Origin of the sequence: Parafrankia elaeagni, from assembly GCF_000374165.1 — a bacterium.
Lineage (GTDB): Bacteria > Actinomycetota > Actinomycetes > Frankiales > Frankiaceae > Parafrankia > Parafrankia elaeagni.
In genome coordinates, this window is the sequence record NZ_KB893766.1 from 1 (window position 1) to 26,439 (window position 26,439).

Annotated in this window: 22 protein-coding genes and 2 pseudogenes; 13 read left to right on the forward strand and 11 right to left on the reverse strand. The window is 69.1% G+C overall.

The window, feature by feature from the left end:
• The coding region (locus tag B207_RS0127175) for an ISAzo13-like element transposase-related protein (protein ID WP_018638218.1) at positions 1–244 on the forward strand (244 nt) is incomplete at its 5' end.
• 6 nt (positions 245–250) lie between these two features.
• On the opposite strand, the gene B207_RS0127180 is transcribed toward B207_RS0127175, so the two are convergent.
• From B207_RS0127180 to B207_RS0127205, 6 genes are all read right to left on the reverse strand, one after another.
• Positions 251–856: a hypothetical protein gene (locus B207_RS0127180; protein ID WP_018639830.1), complete on the reverse strand. Its 606-nt coding sequence runs from the start codon at positions 854–856 to the stop codon at positions 251–253.
• A 69-nt stretch (positions 857–925) separates the two neighbouring features.
• On the reverse strand, positions 926–3,157 hold the full coding sequence (locus B207_RS0127185) for a recombinase family protein (RefSeq protein WP_018639831.1): 2,232 nt from the start codon (positions 3,155–3,157) through the stop codon (positions 926–928).
• Complete coding sequence (locus B207_RS42010; protein WP_018639832.1) at positions 3,141–3,326, reverse strand: hypothetical protein; 186 nt, start codon at positions 3,324–3,326, stop codon at positions 3,141–3,143. The genes B207_RS0127185 and B207_RS42010 overlap by 17 nt, the downstream gene beginning before the upstream one ends.
• A 348-nt stretch (positions 3,327–3,674) precedes the next feature.
• Entirely contained in the window at positions 3,675–3,824 is a 150-nt protein-coding gene (locus tag B207_RS40200) for a hypothetical protein (protein ID WP_018639833.1), read from the reverse strand.
• A complete protein-coding gene (locus B207_RS0127200) occupies positions 3,773–5,881 on the reverse strand; it encodes a recombinase family protein (RefSeq protein ID WP_018639834.1) in 2,109 nt (702 codons plus the stop codon). The genes B207_RS40200 and B207_RS0127200 overlap by 52 nt, the downstream gene beginning before the upstream one ends.
• A gap of 128 nt (positions 5,882–6,009) precedes the next feature.
• On the reverse strand, positions 6,010–6,336 hold the full coding sequence (locus tag B207_RS0127205) for a hypothetical protein (RefSeq protein WP_018639835.1): 327 nt from the start codon (positions 6,334–6,336) through the stop codon (positions 6,010–6,012).
• Positions 6,337–6,493: 157 nt separating this feature from the next.
• Between B207_RS0127205 and B207_RS0127210 the strand changes: the two genes are divergently transcribed.
• The 6 genes and pseudogenes from B207_RS0127210 to B207_RS43220 form a co-directional block, all read left to right on the forward strand.
• Positions 6,494–6,715 carry a hypothetical protein gene (locus B207_RS0127210; RefSeq protein WP_195905368.1) on the forward strand — a complete coding sequence of 74 codons (222 nt, stop codon included), beginning with the start codon at positions 6,494–6,496 and terminating at the stop codon, positions 6,713–6,715.
• Between the two features lie 68 nt (positions 6,716–6,783).
• Complete coding sequence (locus B207_RS0127215; protein ID WP_018639837.1) at positions 6,784–7,698, forward strand: site-specific integrase; 915 nt, start codon at positions 6,784–6,786, stop codon at positions 7,696–7,698.
• Positions 7,695–8,633, forward strand: a complete 939-nt coding sequence (locus B207_RS35910; RefSeq protein ID WP_230205256.1) for a tyrosine-type recombinase/integrase — start codon at positions 7,695–7,697, stop codon at positions 8,631–8,633. The genes B207_RS0127215 and B207_RS35910 overlap by 4 nt, the downstream gene beginning before the upstream one ends.
• Positions 8,626–9,615: a tyrosine-type recombinase/integrase gene (locus B207_RS0127225; protein ID WP_018639840.1), complete on the forward strand. Its 990-nt coding sequence runs from the start codon at positions 8,626–8,628 to the stop codon at positions 9,613–9,615. The genes B207_RS35910 and B207_RS0127225 overlap by 8 nt, the downstream gene beginning before the upstream one ends.
• Before the next feature lie 121 nt (positions 9,616–9,736).
• A complete protein-coding gene (locus tag B207_RS0127235; protein WP_230205257.1) occupies positions 9,737–10,309 on the forward strand; it encodes a group II intron maturase-specific domain-containing protein in 573 nt (190 codons plus the stop codon).
• Between the two features lie 271 nt (positions 10,310–10,580).
• A pseudogene (locus tag B207_RS43220) lies at positions 10,581–10,802 on the forward strand (hypothetical protein); the annotation flags it as partial.
• A 418-nt stretch (positions 10,803–11,220) separates the two neighbouring features.
• Here the strand turns inward: B207_RS43220 and B207_RS0127240 are convergent.
• Complete coding sequence (locus B207_RS0127240) at positions 11,221–15,279, reverse strand: HAMP domain-containing protein (RefSeq protein ID WP_018639848.1); 4,059 nt, start codon at positions 15,277–15,279, stop codon at positions 11,221–11,223.
• Between the two features lie 188 nt (positions 15,280–15,467).
• Between B207_RS0127240 and B207_RS0127245 the strand changes: the two genes are divergently transcribed.
• Positions 15,468–17,756 carry a SpoIIE family protein phosphatase gene (locus tag B207_RS0127245; RefSeq protein ID WP_018639850.1) on the forward strand — a complete coding sequence of 763 codons (2,289 nt, stop codon included), beginning with the start codon at positions 15,468–15,470 and terminating at the stop codon, positions 17,754–17,756.
• Between the two features lie 228 nt (positions 17,757–17,984).
• On the opposite strand, the gene B207_RS0127250 is transcribed toward B207_RS0127245, so the two are convergent.
• A complete protein-coding gene (locus B207_RS0127250; RefSeq protein ID WP_230205258.1) occupies positions 17,985–18,353 on the reverse strand; it encodes an ATP-binding protein in 369 nt (122 codons plus the stop codon).
• 804 nt (positions 18,354–19,157) lie between these two features.
• Positions 19,158–20,238 (reverse strand): annotated as a pseudogene (locus tag B207_RS35915) (YihY/virulence factor BrkB family protein).
• A 292-nt stretch (positions 20,239–20,530) separates the two neighbouring features.
• Between B207_RS35915 and B207_RS0127260 the strand changes: the two are divergent.
• The gene (locus B207_RS0127260) at positions 20,531–20,731 is read left to right on the forward strand and encodes a hypothetical protein (protein WP_018639854.1); all 201 of its coding nucleotides are present in this window, start codon (positions 20,531–20,533) and stop codon (positions 20,729–20,731) included.
• A gap of 93 nt (positions 20,732–20,824) precedes the next feature.
• Here the strand turns inward: B207_RS0127260 and B207_RS42645 are convergent, their stop codons facing one another.
• Positions 20,825–22,285, reverse strand: coding sequence for an aminotransferase class I/II-fold pyridoxal phosphate-dependent enzyme (locus B207_RS42645; RefSeq protein WP_018639856.1), 1,461 nt, complete (start codon positions 22,283–22,285; stop codon positions 20,825–20,827).
• 31 nt (positions 22,286–22,316) lie between these two features.
• Positions 22,317–22,688, reverse strand: a complete 372-nt coding sequence (locus B207_RS35920) for a CinA family protein (RefSeq protein WP_018639858.1) — start codon at positions 22,686–22,688, stop codon at positions 22,317–22,319.
• A gap of 365 nt (positions 22,689–23,053) precedes the next feature.
• On the opposite strand from B207_RS35920, the gene B207_RS0127275 reads away from it, so the two are divergent.
• The 4 genes from B207_RS0127275 to B207_RS0127290 all read left to right on the forward strand — a co-directional run.
• Positions 23,054–23,923, forward strand: a complete 870-nt coding sequence (locus B207_RS0127275) for an SDR family oxidoreductase (protein ID WP_018639859.1) — start codon at positions 23,054–23,056, stop codon at positions 23,921–23,923.
• A gap of 77 nt (positions 23,924–24,000) precedes the next feature.
• Positions 24,001–24,465: a hypothetical protein gene (locus tag B207_RS0127280; RefSeq protein WP_018639861.1), complete on the forward strand. Its 465-nt coding sequence runs from the start codon at positions 24,001–24,003 to the stop codon at positions 24,463–24,465.
• Positions 24,466–24,562: 97 nt separating this feature from the next.
• Complete coding sequence (locus B207_RS0127285) at positions 24,563–25,564, forward strand: SDR family oxidoreductase (protein ID WP_026311500.1); 1,002 nt, start codon at positions 24,563–24,565, stop codon at positions 25,562–25,564.
• A gap of 510 nt (positions 25,565–26,074) precedes the next feature.
• Positions 26,075–26,439, forward strand: a 365-nt coding sequence (locus B207_RS0127290) for a hemerythrin domain-containing protein (RefSeq protein ID WP_018639864.1), incomplete at its 3' end; no start/stop codon positions are given.

Below are 26,439 nucleotides of genomic sequence, written 5' to 3' on the forward strand. Positions count from 1 at the left end.
GCACCGGCTGTTCTCCCGGATCACCGCGAACTGGCGTGGCCGGCCGCTGACCACTTTCCAGACCATCGTCAGTCTCATCGCCAACACGACGACCACCACCGGCCTCACAGTCCGCTGCGAGCTCGATCCCGGCGACTATCCCACCAAGGTCAAAGTCACCACACAGGACAGGGAGAGAATCCCGATCAACAGACATGACTTCCACGGAGACTGGAACTACACGATCAACCAGCCAGACGATTAACTTATATCAATCCGAACCCTTACCGTCCGAACAGCACCAGAGCCGCCTCTTGGCCAGGACAGCAAGATGATCGGCAGCGCTTCTCTTGGCCGGAATCCACATGTAGGGTTGATTGGTATTCTTGACCCACATCGACACGCTGTTGTCCGTCCCGACGCGATACAGTCCGCTCCACTGCGACGTGAGATCGGCGTCCGGACTCGCGGCAATCGAGAGGGCTTCTCCGTGGCTCTTGTCGTAAACCCAGGACGCCGCTGTCTTGCTGTCCAGCGACAGCGTTGCGATCTTGTTCTCGGCGTCGATTCCGTACATCGTCCCGGCGAACGGGACGACGGCCATCTTGAGGCCACCTTTGGGCAATCCGGTGGTGGGTAGCGAGTTCCATTTCCCGGCCGCGGCGTCGAACCGTGCCGGGACACCGTCGGTCTGGACTCCGCACACGCCGCCCGCCTTCGACGCGGACAGGTACGTCAGTTTGACGCTGTCGTGTCGCACGGAGCGCCACACAGGGGTGAACGGGTCGACAGCGCGGATCCGTTTGGCCCAGGACGGCGGCGCCGCGTCGGCGAGGATGGTCCCGAACCGCTTCAGGAGGTCGACGGTGAACGTCAACTCGTCGAAGGGGATGAACAGGCAGCGTTGGAGCCATCATCACACTGCTCCTTTCGTTGATTGTGGGGGTCAGAAGAGGGGGTCGGTGGACGTCGGGACCTGTATTCGTAGGCCTTTTCGGCGTCCGGTGCGGACGTGGACGGCCTTGAGTTCGCCGCGCTTGACACGTTGCATCACTGTCTGGCGGGAGACGCCGAGGGCGAGGGTGGCCTCGAGCATCGCGAGCCAGCCTTCGGGGGCGTCGTCGACGAAGAGGTTGCGCAGGTCGGCGGTCATGCGGATGCGCCAGGGGGCGCCGGGGGTGTCCTGCTCGCCGGCGACGAAGCCGTCGTTGATCCAGCGGTGCAGGGTCGAGGCCGCGATGCCGAGGTGTTTGGCGGCGTCGGCGATGGTGAGCAGTTCGCCTTGGGGCTGGTCCGGGTCGGGCTGGTGGCAGGGGATGTTGTGGTGGAAGCGCACGCCCTGGACGCGGGTGGCGGTGAAGGTCAGGCCGCGGGCGGTGCGCCGGCCCTGCCGGTTGAGGATCCCGGCGATCTTCGCGTCGGGGTAGTGGACGGCGAGGCGGCGGATGAGGTCGATGGTGTCCTCGTCGGTGCGGATCGTGGGCTGGCGGCGCCGGCCGGCGACGGTCAGTTCGGTGAGTGCGCCGCCTTTCCAGCGGATGAGTAGGTCGGTGTGGCCGGCGTCGTCGTCGCGTACGACGGTGACTTTCACGTCGTCGATCAGGGTCCGCAGCAGTTGCTTGCGGTCGCGGTCGGTGGTCGTGGGCGCGTCCCAGACCTGGTGCAGGTTGCCCCCGAGTGCGCGGATGTCGGCGCGTTCGGTGTCGGTCAGGGCGCGGGGGCGGGTCTGCTCGCGGCGGGCGAGGTCGGCCTCGGCGGCGGCGAGTTCGGTCAGCGCTTTCTCCCAGGCGGTCTCGAGGCCGCGGGCGACGAGCCGGTTGTCCGGGTCGACGGCCTGGTAGCGGCGTTCGGCGCGGCTGGCCTGGTAGCGGGCGTGTTCGACCTGGCGGCGGTGCTGGTCGAGGGCGCTGTCGTGGGTGTTCTCGAGGTGTTCGGCGGCGGTGAGGCAGGCGGTGAGCGCCTCGGGGGCCAGCGCGGTCAGGAACGCGTCGGCGATGGCGGTGTCGAGCGCGACGCCGCCGATGTGCAGGTGGCGGGTGCCGCGGCCGTCGACGATCGTGGCGGGGCCCTGGCAGTAGTAGCCGGGGGTGGCCTTGGTCGGGCCCTGGTAGAACACGGTCAGTTTGCGGCCGCAGGTCCCGCAGGTCGCCAGGCCCTGCAGCAGGGCGCAGCCCTCCCGGACCGCGCCGGTGCCGGGCTGGTGGGCCTCGGGACGGATGTTCTTGCCGATCTTTACCAGGTTGGTCTCGTAGGTGTCCCAGTCGAGGTAGCCCTCGTGGTGGTCGCGGATCAGGACCTCCCACTCGCCGCGGGGAACGGCTTTGTGGCGGGTGCGCACGGTGCCGTCCTGGCCGACGTAGGTGTGCTTGCGGGTGCGGCCGTAGACGTAGGCGCCGGCGTAGGCCGGGTGGGTCAGGATGGTGTGGACGGCGTGGTAGGTCGGTTCGACCCACGCGACCTCCGTGCCCTGGCCGGCGGCGGTGGCGTAGCCGTTGCGCTGGAGCGGCAGCTTGAGGTTCTCCTCGCGTAGCCACAGCCAGACCTTGCGCACCGAGCCGACCTCGCCGAACCGGCGGAAGATCGCGGAGATCACCCCGCTGACCGCCTCGTCCGGGTGGCGGCGGATCTCGCCGGGCCCGTCGGCCCAGACCAGACCGACGGGTAGCGGGCGGCGCAGCTCACCGCGGGCGGCCTTGTTACGGATCCCGCCGTTGAGCCGGGCCCGCAGGGTGTGCAGCTCGGCCTCGGACATGGTGCCTTTCAGCCCGAGCAGCATCCGGTCGTTGAACATCCCCGGGTGGTAGACGCCGTCCGCGTCGGCGATCAGGGTGTCGGTCATCCCGGCCAGATCCAGCAGCCGGTACCAGTCGGCGTTGTTACGCGCGAGCCGGGAGACCTCCAGGGCGAGCACGATCCCGACGTCGCCGAGCGCGACCTGCCGGGTCAGCTCGGCGAACCCGGACCGGCCCGCCGTCGACGCGCCGGACACCCCCAGGTCGGCGTCGATCACACCGACCCGGGCACGAGGCCAGCCGAGCGCCACCGCCCGCTCGACGAGGTCGTACTGCCGGGCGGTCGACTCCCGGTTGCGTTCGACCTGAGCCAGGGTCGACTGACGCAGGTAGACGACCGCGCCGCGCCGTAGCTGCGACCCGGTGACCTTACCGAACTCGGTCATCGCAGCTCCCCTGCGTCGAACAGAGCACCGTCCCGGTCGCTGCCGCGATCAGCCGGCCGAGCAGGTCGACCGCCGCCGCGACCGCCTCCGCCGGCAGCCGCACCGCCACGTCGGGCACCCCCGCGGGCAGCCCGGGCAGCGGGAGGGGCGGCTGCGGCCGGGTCGGCATCGGGGGCCTCCTGTCTCGAACAGCCCTCAACCTGCTCCCTGATATCCACCTCGACAACCTCCGACACGACGCAGGGCAACAGTGAAGCCACAATCCGTGTCAGGTCGAGCAGGTCGGTGATCCGCCCAAGGGTCGGCTCCTCGGCCGGAAGCGCCTCCCCGTCAGCGGCCGGATCGGCGTGGTCAGTCCAGGCGGACGGCATCATGGACTTGCTGCCGTCCGGTAGTTCAAGGACCAGCTCGAGTGCACCGTGCCGGCGCATCCGGCCGAGCACCCGCAGCTCACACCCGTCGAACGGGTGTCCCGGCCTGGTCAACCGCACCGTGAACACCGACGCCCTGTCCAGGATCACGACACGGTCTCCGCTCCGGGGCCGTGGCCGCCGGCGGCCAGCACCGCGCGGGCCGCGAGCCCAAGCACCCGGCCGTCCAGACCGCTGACCGCGCTCAGGTCGAGCAGCACGCCCGCCGCGAGGCTCGCGGCGACCCGCAGCACCATGCCCTCACCCCGCGAGCACACCAGCCGCCCCGCGTCCACCGCGGCGACCACACCGGCCCAGTCCACCCACGCGAACCCGTCCACCACCCTGACGAAACCGTCGAGGAAATCCCGCCGGAAAAGCCAGAACACGTGGGCGACCAGCAACTCGACAGCGGCCACCGCGCACATGTCACCGTGTGCGTACGATCGCAGCGCCGCGGAAAGGTCCTCGAAACCAGTAGTGTGTCGCGGACTCGTTCGACCGGATCGACCACACGGCCCTGATGGGCCGGGTGCGCCGCCGAATCGGAGACAAACGCGTCCTGGACCTGGTCAAGGCCTTTCTGAAAGCCGGGATACTCGACGGCGACGGCCAGACCTGGAAGAGCGACGTCGGCACTCCGCAGGGCGGTATCATTACGCCCCCAACGCACTTGGCAACCAGCCTTCCGGTCGCCCTCCGTGTCGGTGCTGGCGGCCGGAGCATCGCGGTCTGATGATCGCTGGCGAAGTGGGATGCGATGACGAATTGTGATCTTCTCGGGGCCGATGAGAACGTTCTTGACGAGCAGCCGCAGGACGCGTTGGCGATCGGCAATATCGGCGCTTTTCGCGTTCTCGCCCAGCTGTGACAGGAATCCCTCGAGGTCGGTTGCGAGCGCGAGGTAAAGATCACGGTCGGCGATCTGGCTGTCGAGGGCGTCGAGTTGGCCGCGGAGGTTCGCTTCGCGGGTGCGGAGTTCGGGCATTCTTCCGCGGAGCTCGTCAAGGGTGATCAGCTGTTCCTGAAACGCCTCAATCATGCGGGCGATGGCGGTAGTGGTCTTCGTGAGCGCGAGCTTGATCTGTCCGCGCTCACGCTTGGCGGGATCCGCATCACGAGCTTGGCGCAGCCGGCCGTCGATCTCGGCACGGATCAAGGTCGGATCGCTGATCAGTTTTGTGATGTGTTCCCAGACGGTCTCGTCGAGATAGTCGGCGCGGACCGGTTTGTTCCAGCACACACGGCCGTTCTCGTAGCGGTAGTCGTCGGAACCGAGGCACCGGTAGTAGTAGATCTTCTTGTTCGTGGTCCGTGTCGAGGTGCGGTAGTAGCCGTAACCGCAGGCCGAGCACGCTGCGAGGCCCTGCAGCAGTGAGGGGGTCGTCTTCGTGTTGCGGGGCGCGAAACGCTTGTTTTCCTCGAGGCGGGCCGCGACCCGTTCGAACATCTCCTCGTTGACAAGGGCGGGCACCGGGATCTCGACCCACTCGTCACGAGGCCGGTCGACGACTCTGGTCGGCCGTGGTGTTGAACGCCCCTGAAGCCGCGCTACCCGGTTCAGGCCGGCCGGCGTGTTGTCGATCATCGTCTTCCCGAACACCGCCGTCCCCTTGTAGGCGGGGTTCCGTAGCATGGCCCAGATCACCGACCGGTCCCAGCGGTTCTTGCCGGTGCGGGTCGGCACGCCTTTCTCGGTCAGCCAGCGGGCCAGCGCCGCGATGGAGACGCCTTCGTCGGCGTAGCGACGGAACATCTCGGTGACCAGGATCGCCTCGTGGTGAAGAACTTCGTAGCCGGCTCCGAGCTCATCGGACCGCCGACGGTAGCGATATCCGAACGGCGCCCCGGACAGCACGTTCACCGACCCCGCCCGGGCACGGTGCGCCTTCCCGCGCCGGTAACGCTCCAGGATCTGGGCCTTCTCATATTCCGCGAACATTCCCTGAAACTGGACCATGAGCTGGTCTTCCGGGCTGTCTCCACGAGGCCCTTTAACGAACTCGACGCGGGTACCCGCCCGCGTGAACTCCTCGACCAGCAGCGCCTGGTAGGCGAACTTCCGGGCGAGCCGGTCCGGTGAATAGCACAGCACCACGTCGATCTGCACCGCTGCGACCAGATCCCGCAGCCGTTCCAGCGCCGGGCGTGTCAGCGTCGCACCCGAATGGCCGTCGTCCTCGAAAACCCACTCGGCCGGTAGTACCGCCCCCATCTGCCGGGCATGTTCACGCAGCGCCGCCGTCTGCGAGACGATCGTCTCGTTCTTCTTCTGCCGGTCCGACGACACCCGGGCATAAACCGCCACGTTCACCGTTCTCGTCTCCTGTCTGCTGGTCCGTCTGGATTTTCAGCCGCCGAGGTGGAACCAGGACTCCGTACGCGATCGACAGATCCCGGGCCGCGTGGCGGTCGAACACATACTCAAGAGCGATCGCCCGCTCATTCATCCGTCGGACTTCCTGCCTCGGCTGAGACGAGATAGTCCGACAACGCACCGGTCACGAGCGACGAAATCGTCGTGCTGCGGCCCCGGGCTTCCTCGCGTATCCGTTCGGCCAGCACAGCGGGAAGCTTGACCGTGAACACCACCGTCGGTTCAGGCACGACTACCCGCCCACCCGCCGCCGAATCGGCGTAACGCCGGGCCTGCCGCGGCGAAACCCTAAACCGCGCGGACAGCAGAAGGGCGGCGTCCTCGATCGGAACGCCGCCCTCCAGCAGCTGCGCCGCAGCGTTCACCCGCTCGGCGTACTCACCCGCACCCACACGACGACGATCACCCACAGACAGATCAGTACTACCACCTGTGTCGTGACGTCACCTCGACACGCCGAGGCAGTTCCAGACGCCGGTAGCTCAGCGTGACCTCGAACTCGAAGTTGCCAAGTGCGTTGGAGGCGTACTTTCTCCGTTGCTGGCCAACGTGGCGCTGACGGTACTGGACGAGCACTTCGACCAGTACACGATGCACACGGCGGAACGAGCGAAACGGCGCCGGCACGGGCTCGCCAACTACCGGATCATCAGGTATGCGGATTTATGCCGACGTCGGCATAAATCGGCTTATGCCGAGGTCCGGGTTATGCCGACCCTGGCCCTGGTTTCCCTGGTCAGGGCGGTGAGCGGCTTCCTGATCTCGGCATAATCCTGCGGGACTGGGCGGTGGTCTGCCTGTCTGGAGTGGTCAGTGTTCCTCCAGACAAGGAGATCATCATGGAGACGGGTGCGGGTCCGGGCTGCGTGCAGCCGGACATGGCGCTGCTGGAGGAGTTCGGCGGCTGGCTGGACCGGGAGCGGGGCCTGTCGCCGGTGTCGGTGCGCTGCTATTCCAAGCAGTCGAAGGCGTTCCTGGCCGGGATCGGCGGGGCGGGCGCGGTCAGCGGCCTGGACGCGGGCACGGTGACCGCGTTCATGGTGGCCTGGACGCAGGACCGCAACACGTGGTCGGCGAAGGCGATGGTGACGTCGCTGCGGGCGTTCCTGCGGTTCGCGCACGCGACCGGGCGGACGGCGGTCCCGCTGGCGGGGGCGGTTCCCGCGGTCGCGTCGTGGCGGATGTCGTCGCTGCCCCGCGGCCTGAAGGCCTCGGAGATCGAGCGGCTGCTGGCCGGCTGTGACCGGGACACGGCGGTGGGCCTGCGTGACTACGCGGTCCTGTCGCTGCTGGCCCAGCTCGGCCTGCGGGGTGCCGAGGCCGCCGGGCTGCAACTCGGTGACATCGACTGGCGGGCCGGCGAGATCGCGGTCACCGGCAAGGGCAGCCGGACCGAGCGGCTCCCGCTGCCGGCCCCGGCAGGGGAGGCACTCGCCGCCTGGCTGACGGGCGGGCGGCCGACGTGCGAGTCGCGGTCGGTGTTCGTGACGGTCCGGCGGCCCTACCGGCCGCTGACACCGGAGTCGGTCCGCGCCGTCATGGGCAGGGCCTGCGAACGGGCCGGGCTGGACCGGCGGGGCACCCACCGGTTCCGGCACGCGCTGGCGACCGAGATGCTGCGGGCCGGGGCATCGCTGCCGGAGGTCGGGCAGGTGCTGCGGCACCGCAGCCAGCTGTCGACCTCGCTTTATGCCAAGGTCGACCAGAACGCGTTGCGTCCGCTGGCCCGCCGGTGGCCGGGAGCCGGGCAGTGACCGGGCTGCGGGCCCGGGCTGAGGAGTACCTGGCCATGCGCAGGGCCCTGGGGTTCAAGCTGGACAGCCACGGGCCGAGGCTGATGAGCTTCATCCGGTTCTGCGAAGACCACGATGCCACCGCGGTGACCACGGACCTGGCGGTGGCGTGGGCGACTTCGACCGCCAGTGACCACGAGGCCTACCAGGGCCGCCGCCTCGACGTGGTGCGGATCTTCGCCCGCCACCTGCAGCCGCTGGACCCGGCCACCGAGGTCCCGCCCGCCGACGTGCTGGACCGCCGCCAGTGGCGGATCCCGCCCTACCTCTACTCCCCGCAGGAGATCACCGCACTGATGAGCGCGGCCGGCAGGCTCCGGCCGGCCATCCGGGCGGCGACCTGGCGGACGCTGATCGGCTTGCTGGCCGTGACAGGCATGCGCCAGGGCGAGGCCTGCCGCCTCGGCCGCGACGACGTCGACCTGAACGCCGAGACGATCACGATCGAGGACTCCAAGTTCGGCAAGTCCCGCATGGTGTTCCTGCACCCGACCGCGGCCGCCGCCCTGCGCGTCTACGCGCGGGTCCGCGATGAGACGTTCCCGCAGGCGGAGGCGGGCACGTTCCTCGTCAACAGCCTCGGCAGACCGTTGGACAGCCGCAACACCCCCACGACGTTCGCCGTGCTCGTCACGGCGGCGGGCATCACCGCCCCGCCCGGGCAGCGGGCCCCGCGGCTGCACGACCTGCGGCACGTCTTCACAGTCGCAACAATGCTGGACTGGTATCGCGACGGCGCCGATGTCCAGGCCGCCTCCCGGTCCTGTCCACCTGGCTGGGCCACATCGATCCGAAGTCCACCTACTGGTACCTCTCGGCCGTCCCCGAGCTCCTCGCCCTGGCCGCGGCCAGGCTCGAGCCCGCAGGGCGGGACGATCAGGACGCGTCGTGACTGACCTCGCCCCCGTCCTGCAGGGATTCTTCACCGACCGGCTCGCCCGGCAGAAGAACGCCAGCCCCCACACCGTCGCCGCCTACCGCGACACCTGCCGGCTCCTGCTCGCCTTCGCCCAGACCAAGACCGGCAAACAGCCCAGCCAGCTCAGCCTCGCCGACCTCGACGCCACGCTCATCGGCGAGTTCCTTCATCACCTCGAACAGCAGCGAGGAAACGGAACCGCCACCCGCAACGCCCGCCTGGCCGCGATCCACTCGCTGTTCACCTACGCCGCCCCCAGATCTCCCGAGCACGCCGCCGTGATCAGCCAGGTCCTGGCGATCCCACCCCGGCGGCGCGAACGGGCGATCGTCAGCTACCTCACCGCCGAGGAGATCGACGCACTGGTCGCGGCACCCGACCGCAGCACCTGGCACGGCCGCCGCGACCGGTCCCTGCTCCTGCTCGACGTCCAGACCGGGCTGCGCGTCTCCGAGCTCACCGGCCTGAACAGGCACGACATCCACCTCGGGGCCGGCCCGCACGTCCGCTGCCACGGCAAGGGCCGCAAGGACCGGGCCACCCCACTCACCACCGGGACCGTCACGGTCATGCGGACCTGGCTCAACGAACTCAGCCCCGACCCGGGCGGCCCGCTGTTCCCGACCCAGCCCGGCGGCCGGCTCTCCCGGGACGCCGTCGAGCGCCTCGTCGCCAAGCACGCCGCCACCGCCGCGGACACCTGCCCATCGATCAAGAACAAGCGCGTCACCCCACACACCCTGCGGCACTCCGCAGCCATGACGCTTCTGAAAGCCGGAGTCGACACATCCGTCATCGCCCTCTGGCTCGGCCACGAAGGCACCGACACCACCCAGATCTACCTTCACGCCGACATGACCATCAAAGAGCAGGCCCTCGCCCGCGTCCAACAGCCCGGCACCACCCCCGGCCGCTACCGGCCACCGGACAGCCTGCTCACGTTCCTCGACAACCTCTAACCACCGCCAGCACCCACCGGGTTATGCCGCCCCCACGACGACGACCTGCCTGCCAGGCAGGCCCTCCAGCAGTCCGGTCGGCATAACCCGGACCTCGGCATAAGCGGACGACTTCGTGGTCATGGTTTCCGGAACCCGGGAACAAGCCGAGCAGCTCCTCCCCGAGATCGCCACGGCCATCGAACCGATGGGGCTGTCCCTGTCGGCGGAGAAGACACTGGTCACCCATATCGACGAGGGACTGGACTTCCTCGGGTGGCGCATCCAGCGGCACCGAAAAAGAGGAACAGCCCAGCACTACGTCTACACCTACCCGTCAAAGAAAGCCCTTCGGGCGATCAAGACGAAGGTGAAAGCGATGTGCATGCAGAACGTCAACGAGACACTGGCCGACCTCACACGCCGGATCAACCCGGCATTGCGGGGCTGGACAGCCTACTTCCGGGCCGGGGTGTCAAGTGCGACCTTCGAGTACCTACGCTCCTACGTGTGGAGCCGGGTGATGCGATGGCTGCGTAAGAAACACCGGCGAACCAACTGGGAGAAACTGCTACGCCGCTACTGCACGAACCCTCGGGACAAGTGGTGGCCCGCGGACGGCAACGTGACCTTGTTCGACCCGGCGTCGGTCAGCACCACCCGATACCGCTACCGGGGCGCCAAGATCCCGTCGCCGTGGCCCAGCGTCACGTGACAGAACCAGTCCGCACAGCGGGGCTTGTGGAGCGCCGGATGCGTTGAAAGGCGCACGTCCGGTGCGGGAGGCGACCCGAGGAGACGGGCTGGGTGCGAGCCCAGCACCGCGCCTCGGGTCGACCTCACCCCGGCCTCCTCCAAGCCATCCAGACCACTTCCCCCTCCCCATCCTTCGCCCGGTGACCGAAGCAAAGGAGACCAATCACCCGCAGGCATCAGCGATGCCACCCCCGGCCATCCAAAGCCGGCGGAAAAATGCAGGCGCCACATCACGTCAGACCGAACGCGAAGCACGCCAGCAGGACCTACTCCACCGAGCCCGTGCTGAAGACGTCCTCCACTGGCAGGACTACCAACGCCCCATTTCCGCCGAAACGCTACGCAAAAGACTCCGCATAGGCGCAAACACCTCACGCAACCTGGTCGCTCACCTGCGCCGAGATACCGGAGCCGTCGTTGACGACTGGTCGCCGCAGCCACCCGCCTCGTGACGGCGAAGGTGGCGCGACCCAAGATCCCACCCGGGTGACCCGGCACATTCGAACATCCGCATGAGCCGCGCGACGAACGCGGGACAATGGTGCGGTGGCCAGGACGGCCGGTCACACCCGGGGTGCGTCGCGCGACGAAGGGATCGCGTCGGGTGGATCGGAAGACCCGGGAGCAGGATCTGCTGCATCGGGCTCGGGCTGAGGAGGTGCTGCCACGCTGCGGCGGCCCACCAGATCATTTCCGGAGGCGGGAACCGCACAGGCTCCTCGAGCACGCATCCGACGGTGCCGCTCAGCTCGGCCACTCAGCGCGGCGGCACGGCTGCTCAGTACGGCGCGGATGTCGTCGGTCAGGGTGATCGCGGTGGCACGGCGAGACACCTTCGGGTAGCGTGCTTCGACGCTCCGGTTTTGACGGCTACCGTCCGGGCATCCGCTGCTCGATCCGAGCCAGCAGCATCTCGGTGTCCACCGGCTTGGCGACGAAGTCGGTCGCACCCGCGGCGAGACATTTCTCCCGGTCGCTCTGCATCGCCTTCGCGGTGACGGCGATGATCGGCAGGTCCGCGAAGCGCGGCATTTCCCGGATGGCGCTCATGGTCGCGTAGCCGTCCATCTCGGGCATCATCACGTCCATCAGGATCAGGTCGACATCGGTGTTGCCGAGCAGCATTTCGATGCCTTCCCGGCCGTTCGAGGCGTGCAGCACGGTGAGTCCGTAGACCTCGAGCATGCTCGAGATCGCGAACACGTTCCGGACGTCGTCGTCGACGACGAGGATCTTCCGTTCGCGCAGCTGGGGGCGGGCGGGCGGCTCGGTCACGTCGGCGCGCTCGACGGCCGCCGAGTCGTTGGCGAGCAGCGGCGGCAGGTCATCAGGCCGGTCGGCGGACAGGTGCAGGGTGATGCGTTCCCGCACCTCGTCCAGCGACGGAAGCAGCTCCAGCCGGAGGGTCCGGTACCGAGCCTGCGCCAGGCGTTCGTGTGCGTCGTGCATCTTCTGGGTGGGGTGGGCGAGGACGGGGACGTCCCGCAGGTCCGCGTCCTCCTGAAGCCGCTGCAGGAAGGCGAAGGCCGAGGCGTCAGGCAGTGTCAGGTCGAGCACCACGCAGCGGTGCGGCGTCGCTGCCAGGGCCCGGACGGCGTCGTCCGGTGTGGTGACCGTGGCGAGCTGGACGGGGCCGTGGGTGTCGGCGAGGTCCGCCGATGCCCGTTGCGCGATCAGACCGAGCAGTCCGTTGGACTGGGGTTCGAGGACCAGCAGGCGGCGGTCCCGCGGCGCCTCGCCGGACGACGGCGGCGCTGGCTCGTCCGGCTGGTCGGCCTGAGCCGGGTGAGCCGGCGGGGCCGCGGGATCGGCCATCAGGTTCTGGGCGACGGCCCCGGATTGCGTCACCCCGGACTGCGTCACCCCGGACCGCGCCGGCAGGGACGGTACCGGCTCGGACGATGCAGTTCCAGGCAGCGGCAGGCCGTCCAGTGGAAGGTGGAGGGTGAAGGTGCTGCCGCGTCCGAACTCGCTTTCCACGCGGATGTCGCCGTCGAGCAGTGCTGCGACCTCACGGGAGATGGACAGGCCGAGCCCGGTGCCGCCGTACTTGCGGCTGGTGGTGCCGTCGCCCTGCTGGAAGGCGCCGAAGATCCGCTTGAGATTCTCCTCGGAGATGCCCACGCCGGTGTCGACGACGGCGAACGCGATCTTCGAGGTGGCGCGGCCGTCGGGTTCGCGGGCGTGACGGGTGTGGATGCGCAGCGCCACCTGGCCGTCCTCGGTGAACTTGACGGCGTTCGAGAGGAGGTTGCGCAGCACCTGCTCGAGCCGCTGCTCGTCGGTGAACAGCCGGGTCGGCACGTCCGGTGCGACCTCGACGGTGAAGTCGAGACCCTTCTCGGCGGTCAGCGGCTGGAATGTCGCCTGCAGGTCGTCGACCAGCTTGCCGAGGTCGGCCCACTCCCGGTGGACGTCCATCTTTCCGGCCTCGACCTTGGACAGATCCAGAATGTCGTTGATGAGCTGCAGCAGGTCCGAGCCGGCCGAATGGATGACGTTGGCGAACTCGACCTGCTTGGGTGTGAGGTTGCGGGTCGGGTTCTGCGCCAGCAGCCGCGCCAGCACCAGCAGGCTGTTCAGCGGCGTCCGCAGTTCGTGGGACATGTTGGCCAGGAACTCGGACTTGTACTTGGAGGCCAGCGCGAGCTGCTGGGCCCGCTCCTCGATCTCCTGTCGGGCCTGCTCGATCTCGATGTTCTTGATCTCGATGTCCCGGTTCTGACGTTCCAGCAGGGCCGCCTTCTCCTCGAGGTCGGCGTTGGACCGTTGCAGCTCCTCCTGCCGGACCTGCAGCTCGCCGGACCGGGCCTGTAGCTCGCCGGCCAGTCGCTGCGACTCGACGAGCAGCGCGTCGGTCCGCGAGTTGGCGATGATCGTGTTGACGATGACGCCGATGGTTTCCATCAGTTGGTTCAGGAAGTCCCGGTGCACTTCGGTGAACGGCGTGAACGAGGCGAGTTCGATGACGCCGAGCACCCGGTCCTCGAACAGGATCGGAAACACGATCAGGTTGACCGGTCTGGCCTGGCCCAGGCTGGAGGAGATCCGGACGTAGTCGGCCGGCGTCTCGGCGACCAGGATCGGCTTCTTCGTCCTCGCCGCCTGACCCACCAGCGACTCGCCGACCTTGAAGATCACCGGCACGGCCGCGTTCCCGGCGTAGCCGTAGCTGGCGATGAGCCGCAGCACCGCGTCGCCGTCGGCGACGTCGGTGAGGAAGAACGTGCCGTGCTGGGCGTCGACCAGCGGCGTGAGTTCGTCCATCACCAGCTCGGCGACGGTGGCGAGGTCGCGGTGTCCCTGCATCAGGCCGGAGACCCGGGCCAGGTTGGTCTTGAGCCAGTCCTGTTCCTGGTTGGCCCGGGTGGTCTCGCGCAGCGACTTCACCATCGCGTTGATGTTGTCCTTGAGCTCGGCGACCTCACCCTTCGCCTCGACCGTGATGGATCGGGTCAGGTCACCGGTGGCCACCGCGCTGGTGACCTCGGCGATCGCGCGCACCTGGCGGGTCAGGTTGCCGGCGAGCTCGTTGACGTTCTCGGTCAGCCGTTTCCACGTCCCGGACACGCCCTCGACCTCGGCCTGACCACCCAGGGCGCCGTCGGTGCCGACCTCCCGAGCGACTCGGGTGACCTCGGCGGCGAACGACGACAACTGGTCCACCATGGTGTTGATCGTCGTCTTGAGTTCGAGGATCTCGCCCCGGGCGTCCACGTCGATCTTCTTCGACAGGTCGCCCTGTGCGACGGCCGTGGTCACCTGGGCGATGTTGCGGACCTGGCTGGTCAGGTTGTTCGCCATCGAGTTGACGTTGTCGGTGAGGTCCTTCCAGGTGCCCGACACTCCCATCACGTCGGCCTGGCCGCCGAGCATCCCCTCGGTGCCGACCTCCCGAGCGACTCGGGTGACCTCGGCGGCGAACGACGACAACTGGTCCACCATCGTGTTGATGGTCTGTGCGAGGGCCGCGACCTCGCCCTTCGCCTCGACCGTGATCTTCTGCGACAGGTCACCTCGCGCGACCGCGGTGGCCACCTGAGCAATCGAGCGGACCTGGGCAGTCAGGTTGGACGCCATCACGTTGACGTTGTCCGTCAGGTCCTTCCAGGTACCCGACACCCCCCGCACGTTGGCCTGACCGCCGAGGTTGCCCTGGGTGCCGACCTCGCGTGCCACCCGGGTCACCTCGTCGGCGAACGCCGACAGCTGGTCGACCATCGTGTTGATCGTCTCTTTGAGCTCCAGGATCTCGCCGCGGGCGTCGACCCGGATCTTCTGCGACAGGTCGCCCTTGGCCACCGCCGTCGTCACCTGCGCGATCGAGCGCACCTGGTCGGTCAGGTTGGCGGCCATGACGTTCACCGACTCGGTGAGGTCCTTCCACGTACCCGCGACACCCTTGATGTCGGCCTGACCACCGAGCCGGCCCTCGGTGCCGACCTCGCGTGCCACCCGGGTCACCTCGTCGGCGAACGACGACAGCTGCCCGACCATCGTGTTGATCGTGCTCTTGAGCTCGAGAATCTCGCCCTGGGCCGGCACGGTGATCTTCTGGGTCAGGTCACCGCGGGCCACCGCCGTGGCGACCTGCGCGATGTCGCGGACCTGTCCGGTGAGATTGCCCGCCATCGCGTTGACCGAGTCGGTGAGGTCCTTCCACGTGCCCGACAGGCCGGGCACCACAGCCTGGCCACCGAGTTTGCCCTCGGTGCCGACCTCCCGAGCGACCCGGGTGACCTCGGAGGTGAACAGCGCCAGCTGGTCTGCCATCCCGTTGAACACGGTGGCGATCTCGTCCAGCAGCGCGTCGCCGCTCTGCGGGAGCCTGGTACCGAAGTCACCGCCACGTACCGCCGACAGGCCGGCGAGCAGGCGACGAAGAGCGGCGTCGTCGAGTGCTCGGTCAAACGTCTCAGCCTCAGTCACACGAGCTCCAGATGTCGGCCCACGTAAACGGGCATCGATCAATTTTAGGTGCAGAGTGGTGGACTAGTCTGAACACAGCCGAACGTACGTGCGGACGAGTCGCCGTACATGCGTCGGTGACCAGGAGCTCGCTCGTGGAGGCAGGACGTGTGTGCCCCTCGGACGGGCAGGCGGACCCTGGAGGTCGAGTGGACGGCGGCGAAGCTGTCCACGACTCGCGCTGGCAGTCGTGGACCGCGCTGGTCGCCCATCTGCAGTCCGAGCTCGATCTCGAACGGGAGCAGCGGACCGCCCAGGCCGTGATGGAGCTCGCCAAGGGCATCCTCATGGAACGCCTGCGCTGTTCCCCCGTAGAAGCCGCCGCCCAACTGGCACGGCTCGCCGGCCAGACCGGCGTCCCGGTGCGGGAACTCGCGCTCGACCTCGTCGACCAGACTGCCCTCGACGACATCGCGCACTCGGATCTGCCTGTCAGTCGACGGCGGGGGGCGCGGCTCGCGCAGGTCGAGGCGCACGCCGCAGCCGGCGGCGACGACGTCGCCGCCGTGGTGTTCGACCAGATGCTCGCGGGGTCAGGAGCACAGTCGGTGGCGCTGTGGGCGTTGGAGCCGGACGGCAGCCTCGGCCTGGTCGGACACGCCGGCCTCAGTCCGCTCGACGCCAGCCGGTGGTCCCGTGTTCCGCCGCAGTTCGACAGCCTCCCCCTGCGCGTCCTCCACGACGCGACCGCCCAGTGGTGGCCCCGAGGCATCCCACCCGGCGAGCCCGTCCCCACGGCGGGGAGCCGAGCGGCAGCAAGGGCGCTACTCCCCCTGGCCGACACCGGCACTCTCGTCGGGGTGATGGAGGTCTGCTGGCCCGAAGCCGTGGCGGAGTTCGACGTCGTGCTTCGCCATCAGTTGCTCGCGGCTGCTCAGGTGACGGTGCAGGCACTTTTTCTACACGGGGATCCGTCTCGCGACCAGCGGGCTCAGTGGCTGCCGGCCCTCCTGGACGGGCTTTTCGAATCCGCGATGCTCGCCCGCGCGGTCCGGGACCCGGCCGGAGGCATCGTCGACCTCCACGTCGACCACCTCACGCCGGACTTCGTCGACCCAGCCGGTCGCAGCCGCGCCGACCTGCTCGACCGCCGGTTCCTCACCCTCTACCCGCTTACCGCGACGCCCAGCGGACTGTTCGAGCACCTGCTCCAGGCCATGGCTGCCGGAGAGCCCTTCCACGCCCGTCGGTTTCCCGTCCACGTGCTCGTCGAGGGCGCCGTGAAGGCGGTCGATCTCGAGATCCGCGCGGTCAGACTGTTCGACGGGATCGCGGTCGGATGGCGGGCCACCGACCACAGTGCTCGGTTCCGCGCCTTGCTGGAGAACGCCGAGAAGCTGGGCCAGCTCGGCGGCTGGGAACAGGACCTCGTCACCGGCGAGGTGCTCTGGACCGACAACGCCCACGCCGTGTTCCACCGCCCTCGGCCGCAGGCCCCGATCCGGCTCGAGGAGCTGGACGGGCACGCCCACCCCGACGATGCCGAGCGCGTGCGCCTGTTCCGGGACAGTCTCGTCCGGCTGGGACGACCGGCGGTGAGCACGTTCCGGTTGGTGCGCTCCGACGGCTCAACCCGCAGCATCCGTGCCTTCGGCGAACCGGTCACCGCCGCCGACGGGACCCGGACTGCCGTGCGTGGGGCCTACCAGGACATCACCGCCGCCTACGGCGCCCACGTGGCCCTCACCGCCACCCGTGACCAGCTCGCCCAGGCGGAACGGCTTTCCGAGGACAGGCAACGGCTCGCGCTCCGCCTGCAACAGGCGATCATCGCCACCTCCGCGCCACTACCGCGATCAGCCCGCCTGGACATCGCGGTCCGCTACCGCCCGGCGGAACAGGACGATCTCGTCGGTGGCGACTGGTACAGCGCGGTGACCATGCCCACCGGCGACGTCCTGCTCGTCGTCGGCGACGTCGCCGGCCACGGCATCGACGCCGTCACCGCCATGGTCAACCTGCGCTACAGCCTCCGAGGACTCGCCGTCACCGGAGCAGGGCCCGCTCAGCTCCTCGCCTGGCTCAACACCATCACCCACCACCTCACCGACCAGGTCACCGGGACCGCGATCTGCGGGCGCTACGACCCCCTCAGCCGCACACTGCGGTGGTCCCAGGCCGGGCACCTCCCGCCGGTGCTCCTGCGCGACGGCCACGCCCGACACCTCCCGGTCCCCGAAGGCATCCTGCTCGGCGTGATCGACGACGCCGAGTACGAGGAGCGCACCACCGTCCTCGAACGTGACGACATCCTCCTGATGTTCACCGACGGACTCGTCGAACGACGGGGGACCTCGCTGGACGAATCCATGGACGCGCTGTTCCGTCTCGCGGAACGCCCAGTGGACGACGTCGAGGCGTACGCCGATCATCTCCTGGCCGGGGCTGCGTCCGACACCGACGACGACACCTGCCTCATCGTCGTCCACGTCCGGTGACCACCTGTGCTGCTGGCTCCTGACGTCTCACGTGCGGCGCCCCTCCAGGGCAACGTCCGGTGCTCCGCATGCGAGCCGAACACGGCATGACAACCGGCACCCCGGCGGGCGTCGACCACCGCGAGCGCTCACCGGCGCCGGCGCCGGGCGCGGCCCGCTGGCGTGGCGTGGCGTCATCGTGCCGTTCAGCGCCTCAAGGCCTCCTGTCTGCCGAGTCGGCGGCAGACGTCAGTCGAAACCAGTCCTGCGTGACACCGTGAACCACACTGTCTTCCCGTCACCCTGAACGTGGCGGACGCCCCAGTCGTCGGAGAGAACGTCGACGAGTCGAAGCCCGCGGCCTCCCAACGCTCCTGCGTCGACTGGCTGAACGGCCGGCCTCCGGCTGTCGCGATCGTCGACGCCGACCCACAGGACGTCGCTGTTCGCGCGGATCTCCACCGCGGCGTCGTCGCGAGCGTGCAGCACCGCGTTCGTGACCAGCTCGCTGACCAGCAGCAAGGCGATGTCGGCGGCGTCGCCGCCGACCCCCAACTGGTCGAGGACCTGTCCGAGCCGGTCCCGTGCCTCACCCGCCGCCCTGGGGTCACCGGACACCGCGAACCGTGTCACCGGCCTCAGACGGAGACGATCTTTCTCTGTCATAGGCTGCGCATTCTCGCCTCTTCTGCTGCTCCGTCCGACATCGGACCGAGGGCGGACAGGCGCCGCTACCAAGCGACTCCCGTCCCGCTGGTTGTCCACGTTGCCGGCGTGCGTCGCAGCGCCGACGCCGTCCTCGGCCCTGTTCGGCTCGACGGAAACGGCGCCTGCGACGTCCGCATTGCCACTCCGGTGCCCGAACCAGACGGGGTGGCAGGCACCTGTCAGCCGCCGGAACCCGCCCCCGCCGGCGCTGCTGACGAAGTCTTCAAAGGCGTGAACACCGCGTCCTCCAACGCGGCGGCAAGCACGACCCTGTCGGAGCTGCGGTTCGACCGCAGCGCGCTGGACGTCTCCCACTACTGCACGGCGAGGGCAGACCACGCCCCCTCACCGTTGGCGACCTCAGCCATCGCTTCCAACACCTTGTTCGCGTCCGGGTACGACCTGGTTTTTTCGCCCCGCATGCCGGGCTGTCCCCGCCACTCCGGAGCTAACACCTCTACCGGCCGCGAGCGAAGGACGAGAGGTCAGGAGATCCCGGGCGAGACGGCGCAGCCGGGTCTCTGGCCCGGCAGTCAGCGCGGTGTGGCGGGCTTCCAGCCCCGAGGATCCTCATCCTCTGGCCGCGTCGCCATTCGGGCGGGAAGCGTCCCGGCGGGCGGTCACGTCTACGTCTCCTCTCAGATGGTGCTTGGGTCTCGACGGGCCGTCATGTTCGAATCCCGGGTGCCTGGTTTCCGGTGCCCGTCGCTTCCGTCACGTGTTTTTCTGGCCAGCTTGTCCGCGTGCGCGGTGCGGGCGGCGTGAGCGGCGCGGGCGGCGTGAGCGGCGCGGGCGGTGGGGCCAGGTGTGGGTGTCGCGGGGTTCGGCGTAGGGCTCCTCGTCGGGGCAGCCCGCCGGTGACGGCGCGTTCCCGGGCGATCTCGGCGTCGAACTCCAGACCGAGCAGGATCGCGAGGTTGGACAGCCACAGCCAGATCAGGAAGATGATGACGCCGGCAAGCGTCCCGTAGGTCTTGTTGTAGGACCCGAAGTTCGCCACGTACAGGGCGAATCCGCCCGAGGCTGCCAGCCAGACGACCACGGCGAGCGCGCTGCCCGGCGTGAGCCAGCGGAAGCCGCGTACCCGAACATTGGGCGCGGACCAGTACAGCAGCGCGATCATGAGGATCACGAGTACGACCAGCACCGGCCACTTCGCGTAGGACCAGGCGGTCAATGCGACGGAGCCGGCACCGAGGGCCTTTCCCGCCTGTTCGGCGAGACCGCCGGAGAACACGACGATGACCGCGCTGGCGGCGAGGAGCACCATCAGCATCACGGTCACGGCCAGGCGCAGCGGCACGATCTTCCACGCCGGTCGTCCTTCGGGGATGTCGTAGACGGCGTTGGCGGCGCGGATGAACGCGGCGATGTAACTGGAGGCGGACCACAGCGCCCCGGCCAGGCCGACGACGGCGAGGACACCGCCGGTGCCGGCGGTGTCGCGGATGCCGTTCACCGCGTTGCGCAGGATGTCCCGGGCGGAGCCGGGTGTCAGCTGCTCCAGGTTGGTCAGCAGACTGTCGGTCGCGGACTTCCCGACGACCCCGAGCAGCGAGACCAGGACCAGCAGAGCGGGGAAGATGGCCAGCACGCCGTAGTAGGTCAGGGTGGCGGCGCGGTCCGACAGCTCGTCGTCCCTGAACTCCTTGACCGTGCTGCGCAGAACCGTGAACCAGGAACGGGGACGCAGCTCGGTGAGCCGGTCGGGCTCCGCCTCGCGGACCGCCTCGTCCGGGCCCGTACCCAGCGCCGGCTCCTCGTCGTGCCGACGCCGTCTCCAGATCGCGACCATACCCGGATGCATTGCCGTCCAGGCGCCCACAAATCCTGGCTTCCGTTCTGCCTGTCGACGCCCGACCGCCTGCCGTGTGTCTCGCGTGTCTCGCCTGTCTTGCGGGCGCGGCGTCCCTGGTCAGCCATGCTGTGACCGCCCGCTTGGGTGCGCCGGACGGGTGGGGGCACCATCCGGTGCGCGGGGGTTTTCGGGTGCCGTGGCGCGGGGATCTGCGTGCCTACCGTCGCTCCTGCCGGCGCTGCGACGCCGGCGATGTCCCGTGGTGGACGGCCATGAGAGGAGAAAGCTGATGGGAAACGACAGTCGTCGACCGGCGGACACCGCGGCCAAGGTCTCCGCGGGCTGGCGGGATCCCGCCCGGCACGGCGGGGAGCGGGGCCCGTTGGACGATGACGTCCTCGCGAGTCGGACCGAGCAGGAGCGCGTGGACGCCGGTCTGCGTCCTGACGCGACCGGCGAGTCGACCGGGACCGATCCGTCCTCGACCTGATGCGGTGACAGCCCGCCGGGCCGACAGGCGCGACACCTGACAGGCGCAACGCCTACGGCCCGGCACGGGCTGATGTCGTCGACGTTCGGGCGGTCAGTCGCACATGACGCGGATGGTGGCCAGTCCGCCATCCGCGGCGTCAGGGATCGCCATTCCCGCCGCCTGGCCACTGACCAGGTAATGCAGCACCGCGTCGTTGATGCGTTCACCGGGAAGGACAGCGGGGATACCGGGCGGGTAGGGCGTGAGCTGCTCGGCCGCGATCCGGCCGGCCGCGTCCTGCGGAGGGATGGCTTCGGTGGGGCCGAAGAAGGCGTCCCGGGGCAGCTCGACAGTGTCCAGCTCGAGCATGGTCGGATCCGGCAGCGCGACCGGGGTGGGCCGCGGCAGTGCCGGGGCCGCGTCCGCCAGCGCACGCAGAGCCGTGACGAGTCGCTGCCCGGTGTGGATGTCGTCGGCGAAGGTGAGCTGGGCGCTGATCCGCCGGTGATCCGCCAGGCCCATGTCGAGGTGGGCGTGCTCGCGCAGCCAGTCGGCGGCCTGATAGCCACTGATCTGCAGCCCGGTGGTGTCGATGACGAGGTGGAGCCGGTCGAGGTCGTGTGAGGCCTCGACCCCGAGGAACTCGCCGTCCATCACCCGCAGGCCGTCCAGTTCGTTGACCGCGGCGCGTAGCTCGCCGGCGAGATCGAGCGCGGACTGGAGCAGATCGCGCCCCTGCTCGACCATCTGCCGGCGCCAGCCGTCCATCGCCGCGTACAGCAGAACATTGGGGCTGGTCGTCGCCAGCAGGTCGGCGCAGGCCCGCAGCCGGGCAGGATCGATCAGGTCCCCCTGCAGGTGGAAGACCGAACCCTGCTCGAAACCGGCGCCCATCTTGTGGATGCTCACCACACAGACGTCGGCACCGGCGTCCATCGCCCAGGTCGGCAGATCGTCGTGGAACGGCAGGTGCGCACCCCACGCCTCGTCCACGATCAGCGGGCGGCCCCGCTTGTGGCAGACGCGGGCGATGGCGGCGATGTCGGCACAGGTGCCGTAGGGGGTCGGGCTCGTCACGAGCATGCCGGCCGCGTCCGGATGGCGCTCCCAGCATGCCTCGACCTCCGCCGCCGAGGGGGGATGCGCCAGATGCAGCTCACCGTCCCAGCGTGGACGGACCCATCGCGGCCGCAGACCGGACAGGATCAGCCCGGCGATGACGGACTTGTGCGCGTCCCGCCCGACCAGGAGTTCCCCACGGCCGCCTGCCACCGCGAGCATCGCCGCCTTCACCGACAGGGAGCTCCCGCAGGTCGAGAAGAACGCCTGTTCGGCGCCGACGGCGTCGGCCATGAGCTCCTCGGCCTCCGCGACGAACCCACCTGTGGTCTGCCGGTCGTCCAGACCGGAGGTGGCAAGGACGTCCGCCCGAAAGACATCCTCCCCGAGTACAGCCCGGACCCGCGGGTCGGCGCCGCGGCCCTGCTTGTGCCCTGGCGGTGTGAAGGCGTACCTGTCCGCGCGGTGATAGTCCGTGAGCGCGTCGAGTACCGGAGCCTGCGCATGATCCATGCCTCGTCCGGTACCCCGACCGGGACCGGCCTCACCTCATGGCTACCTCGTGGCTCGCGGGCTCGTCGGTCAGCGCGCCCTGGCAACCGGGTCGAGAGCAACCGGGTCGAGAACGGCGAGGAGGTCGGAGAGGGCGGACGGGCCCGTGGCGGTCCAGATCGCCGCGGTCGACGCCTGCCGCCGTGTTCTTGAGGTCGGTCGCGTACACCACCAGCCCGCCGCGGAAGGTGGTGCTCGTGCCGGGTGCCTCGGTGAGGAGAGCGCTGATCAGCCCACCGGTGAGCGACTCGGCCACCGACACCGTCCGGCCCAGCGTCACCAGCCTGCCATGGACGAGATCGGCCAGCCGCAGCGCGTCCGCCCACTGTCGACGGCAGTGGTCCGGGTCAGGGCCTGGGATCATGGGCGGCATGACGGTCGAATGGGCGGTGATGCGGGCGCGGGGGCGGTGATGCGGGCGCGATGAGCGCGATGAGGCGAAGTCGCGCTCCGCCCGGCCCGTGGAACTCGTGCTGGCTGGTTCTCCGGGGCATCGTCACCTTCATGCGAACTGGATCGGCCAGGGGTGATGTCGCCGATGCCGGTCACCTCCCCGACCCGGCCGCCGCCCACACCCGCCACCCCTGCTGGTGCATCACGGGGTAGTACCTCCGGGCACCGTGGCGCCGGCACGACGTGGCCCCTCCGAAGATCGTGCCCCGCATCGAGGTTTTACCCCGTGGTGCCCGTGCAGACCCCGAACCAGGAGACGGTCGAGCACGGAGGTGCATGGTGGCATCGTCGGACGACGGGAAGCAGCGGCCAGAACAGACGCAGCAGTGGCCGGGTGAGACGTCTGAGATGACTCCCCGGCCGAGCGACGAGATGTCGTCCTATGTCGGACGGGACCTGCTCGCCGGGCGCGTCGCCATCATCACCGGAGGAGACTCCGGGATTGGACGGGCCGTCGCGGTCGCCTTCGCCAAGGAGGGCGCGGACGTCGCGATCTCCTACCTGTCGGAGCACACCGACGCCGAGCACACCGCCAAGCTCGTGGAGCAGACCGGACGACGCGCGCTGCTTCTTCCCGGAGATATCGCCGAGGAGGCCCGGTGTGTCGAGATCGTCCGCCGGACGGTGGACGAGTTCGGCCGCCTCGACATCGTCGTCAACAACGCGGCGGTCCAGCGCAGCTGCGACGATCTCACCGAGATCACCACCGAGGAGTGGAACTACACCTTCGCCGTCAACATCCACAGCTTCTTCCGGATCACGAAGGCCGCCCTCGAGCACCTTCGTGAGGGAGCGGCGATCATCAACACCGCCTCGGTGAACGGACTGCGCGGAAACGGCTCGCTGCTGGCCTACTCGGCAACCAAGGGGGCCGTGCTGGCCTTCACCTACGCCACCGCGCAGGCCCTTGTCGATCGGAAGATCCGGGTCAACGCGGTGGCACCCGGACCGGTGTGGACCCCCCTCATCCCCGCGACAATGCCGCCGGAGAAGGTCGCCACCTTCGGCGCCCAGGCACCGTTGGAGCGGCCGGCACAGCCGGACGAGATCGCCCCGAGCTATGTCTTCCTGGCATCCGAACAGCTGTCGAGCTACTACAGCGGCCAGGTTCTCACCCCGGTCGGAGGCGAGGCCAAGCCGGGATGACGCCCACCTCATGCGGCGCGACCACTCTCACCGCGTGAGGACGTTCCATCCCACAACCCCACAACGAGGAGATTTTGATGAGGACGCAGATCCGGAACAGGCCCGACTCGGGACGTCGGAAGGGCCGCGTCCGCCGGTCGGCGCTTCTGCTCAGCGTGGGGGCCGGGCTGGGGCTCGCCGGCAGGCGCCTCGCTGACCGGCGTGGCCCCGGGCAGGTGTCCGACGGCGAATCGTTTCTTACCGAAGCGCAGGCCCCGGCCCCGGGCACCCCCGCTGACCCCGGCGACGCGCCCGCCAGGGCAGTCGGAGCGAGCCCGACGGCCGTCTCGCCCGAGGAGCTGGCCGTGGCCGCGACGAGCACCAGCGACCCGGTGTCGGCGCTGCGGTTCGACGATCAGCCGGGCCTGCTCGCGACCGAGGACGCCGCCAGCGCACCCGACGAGCACCGTTCCGCGAACACCAGTTTCGCGAACGAGGTCATGGGACAGGACCGTCCCGGCCGGCTCGACAACGAACGGGACGATCCGCCGCGCACCCCCTGACGGGCCGTCTCATCATCGGAGCACCTGCAGTCACGAACCATCTGTCTGGCCGCGGTCTCTGCCGACCCCGATGCCTGTCGAAGAGGAGGAGTCGGTCATGCGCACGAGGCCGTTGGACGAGCAGGTCGTCGTGGTCGTCGGGGCGTCCAGTGGCATCGGCCGGGCGGCGGCGCTGGCCTTCGCCCGTCGCGGGGCGAGGGTGGTGTGCGCAGCCCGCGGCGCCGCCGCCCTGCACACCCTGATCGGTCAGATCGCCGACGAGGTCGGTACCAGGCGTGCCCTCGCCGTGCCCACCGATATCGCGAACCCGCAGGCCGCCCATGCCCTCGCCGCCAGCGCCGAGCGGGCCTTCGAGCGTGTCGACACGTGGGTGAACGCCGCCGCCGTCAGCGTCTGGGGCCGGGTCGAGGACGTCACCGATGCCGAGTTCGAGCAGGTCCTGCGGATCAACGTGCTGGGGCAGATCTACGGGGCGAAGGCGGCGCTCCCCGCGTTGCGGCGGGCCGGCGGCGGCGTCCTGATCGGCATCTCCTCGGTCGAGGGCATCCGCGCGATGCCACTGCACAGCGGCTACGCGGCCAGCAAGTGGGCGGTGCGCGGCTTCTACGACAGCCTGCGGGTGGAACTCGCCCAGGAAGGCACCCCGATCGCGGTCACCACCGTGCTGCCCCCTTCCATCGACACGCCCTTCTTCGCCCACGCCCGCAGCCGGATCGGGGGACGTCCCACACCACCGCCGCCGGTGTACGCGCCGGAGGTCGCCGCCGACGCGATCGTGCGGGCGGCGGTGCGGCCCAGCCGGGAGGTGCTGGTCGGTGGCGTCGCCCTCGCCGCGTCGCTGAGCGCCCGGCTGTCACCGGCGCTCAATGACGCCCTGCTCTCGCTGCGCCGGACCGGCGTGGAAACGCTGCACGAGGACCGCCCGGCCGAGCCGTCCGACATCGTCGACCAGCCCGACCCCGACTCCGGACGGATCGACGGCGGCTACCCGGGCCGGGTGCTGCACCGCAGCCCCCTCACCTTGCTGCTCGGCGTGCCCCGCCGCCCCGTCGAGCTGCTGACGGCCGCCGTCAGCCGCCTCCACCGCGGGCCACATTGACTGTCACCGGCCACATGGTGATCGCGAAGAGAGTCATGAGCCGCACGGTCAATCCGCCGGACGTTTCACCCGGAGACGGATGGGGATCTGCGTCTCTATCACCCGTTCCTACCGGTCGTGGTCGGTAGCACCCGGGGGGACGACCTTGAAAGGAAAGATTTGAATGGGAAATGACAGTCGCCGGCCGGCGGACACCGGGGCCGAGGTCGCTGCGGGTTGGCGGGATCCCGCTCGGCACAGCGGGGTACGCGGGCTTCTGGATGATGACGTCCTCGCCAGCCGGACCCAGCAGGAACGCGTCGATGCCGGTGCGAGTGACGGTCCGCCGACACACTGAATCCGTCGCTGCGCCGATACGCCATGTGCTGGTCTCGGTGCCTGGCGCAGGTGCCAGTACGAGAACGTGTAACGCGGGCTGCCTGAAGCCCACTCTTGGCCAAGTTCCGCGCCCGCCCGGAAGCGGGGGACGGCCGCGCGAAGCTCACCTCGTCGAGATTCGGAGGATCTGAAATGTCGACGGACGCCATCGTGCTCCTGAAGGAAGATCACAAAGAGATCAAGGCCGCGTTCAGGCGTTTCCAGGAGACGGGGAAGAACGCCCACGCCACGAAGGGCAGGCTTGTCGAGAAAATCATCGAGCTGCTCACGGTGCACACCTACATCGAGAACGAGGTCATGTATCCGGAGGTGCATGGCCTGCTGCCGGCGTTGGAGGGCGACATCCTCGAATCGTACGAGGAGCATCATGTCGTAGACCTCCTTGTCATGGAGCTGGCCGCGCTCCCGCCGGAGGCAGAGCGTTTCGATGCCAAGACGGCAGTTCTGATTGAGAACGTGGAACACCACATCGACGAGGAAGAGCAGGAGTGGTTTCC

Bases quoted from the DNA above. Each gene is read 5' to 3' on its own strand.
- B207_RS40200 (WP_018639833.1), bottom strand. From the start codon at position 3,824: ATGGTGCTGCGGGTCGCCGCGAGCCTCGCGGCGGGCGTGCTGCTCGAC.
- B207_RS0127215 (WP_018639837.1), top strand. From the start codon at position 6,784: ATGGAGACGGGTGCGGGTCCGGGCTGCGTGCAGCCGGACATGGCGCTG.
- B207_RS0127235 (WP_230205257.1), top strand. From the start codon at position 9,737: ATGGTTTCCGGAACCCGGGAACAAGCCGAGCAGCTCCTCCCCGAGATC.
- B207_RS0127260 (WP_018639854.1), top strand. From the start codon at position 20,531: ATGGGAAACGACAGTCGTCGACCGGCGGACACCGCGGCCAAGGTCTCC.
- B207_RS0127280 (WP_018639861.1), top strand. From the start codon at position 24,001: ATGAGGACGCAGATCCGGAACAGGCCCGACTCGGGACGTCGGAAGGGC.
- B207_RS0127285 (WP_026311500.1), top strand. From the start codon at position 24,563: ATGCGCACGAGGCCGTTGGACGAGCAGGTCGTCGTGGTCGTCGGGGCG.
- B207_RS42645 (WP_018639856.1), bottom strand. From the start codon at position 22,285: ATGGATCATGCGCAGGCTCCGGTACTCGACGCGCTCACGGACTATCAC.
- B207_RS42010 (WP_018639832.1), bottom strand. From the start codon at position 3,326: ATGCCGACCCGGCCGCAGCCGCCCCTCCCGCTGCCCGGGCTGCCCGCG.
- B207_RS35920 (WP_018639858.1), bottom strand. From the start codon at position 22,688: ATGATCCCAGGCCCTGACCCGGACCACTGCCGTCGACAGTGGGCGGAC.
- B207_RS0127275 (WP_018639859.1), top strand. From the start codon at position 23,054: ATGGTGGCATCGTCGGACGACGGGAAGCAGCGGCCAGAACAGACGCAG.
- B207_RS0127185 (WP_018639831.1), bottom strand. From the start codon at position 3,157: ATGACCGAGTTCGGTAAGGTCACCGGGTCGCAGCTACGGCGCGGCGCG.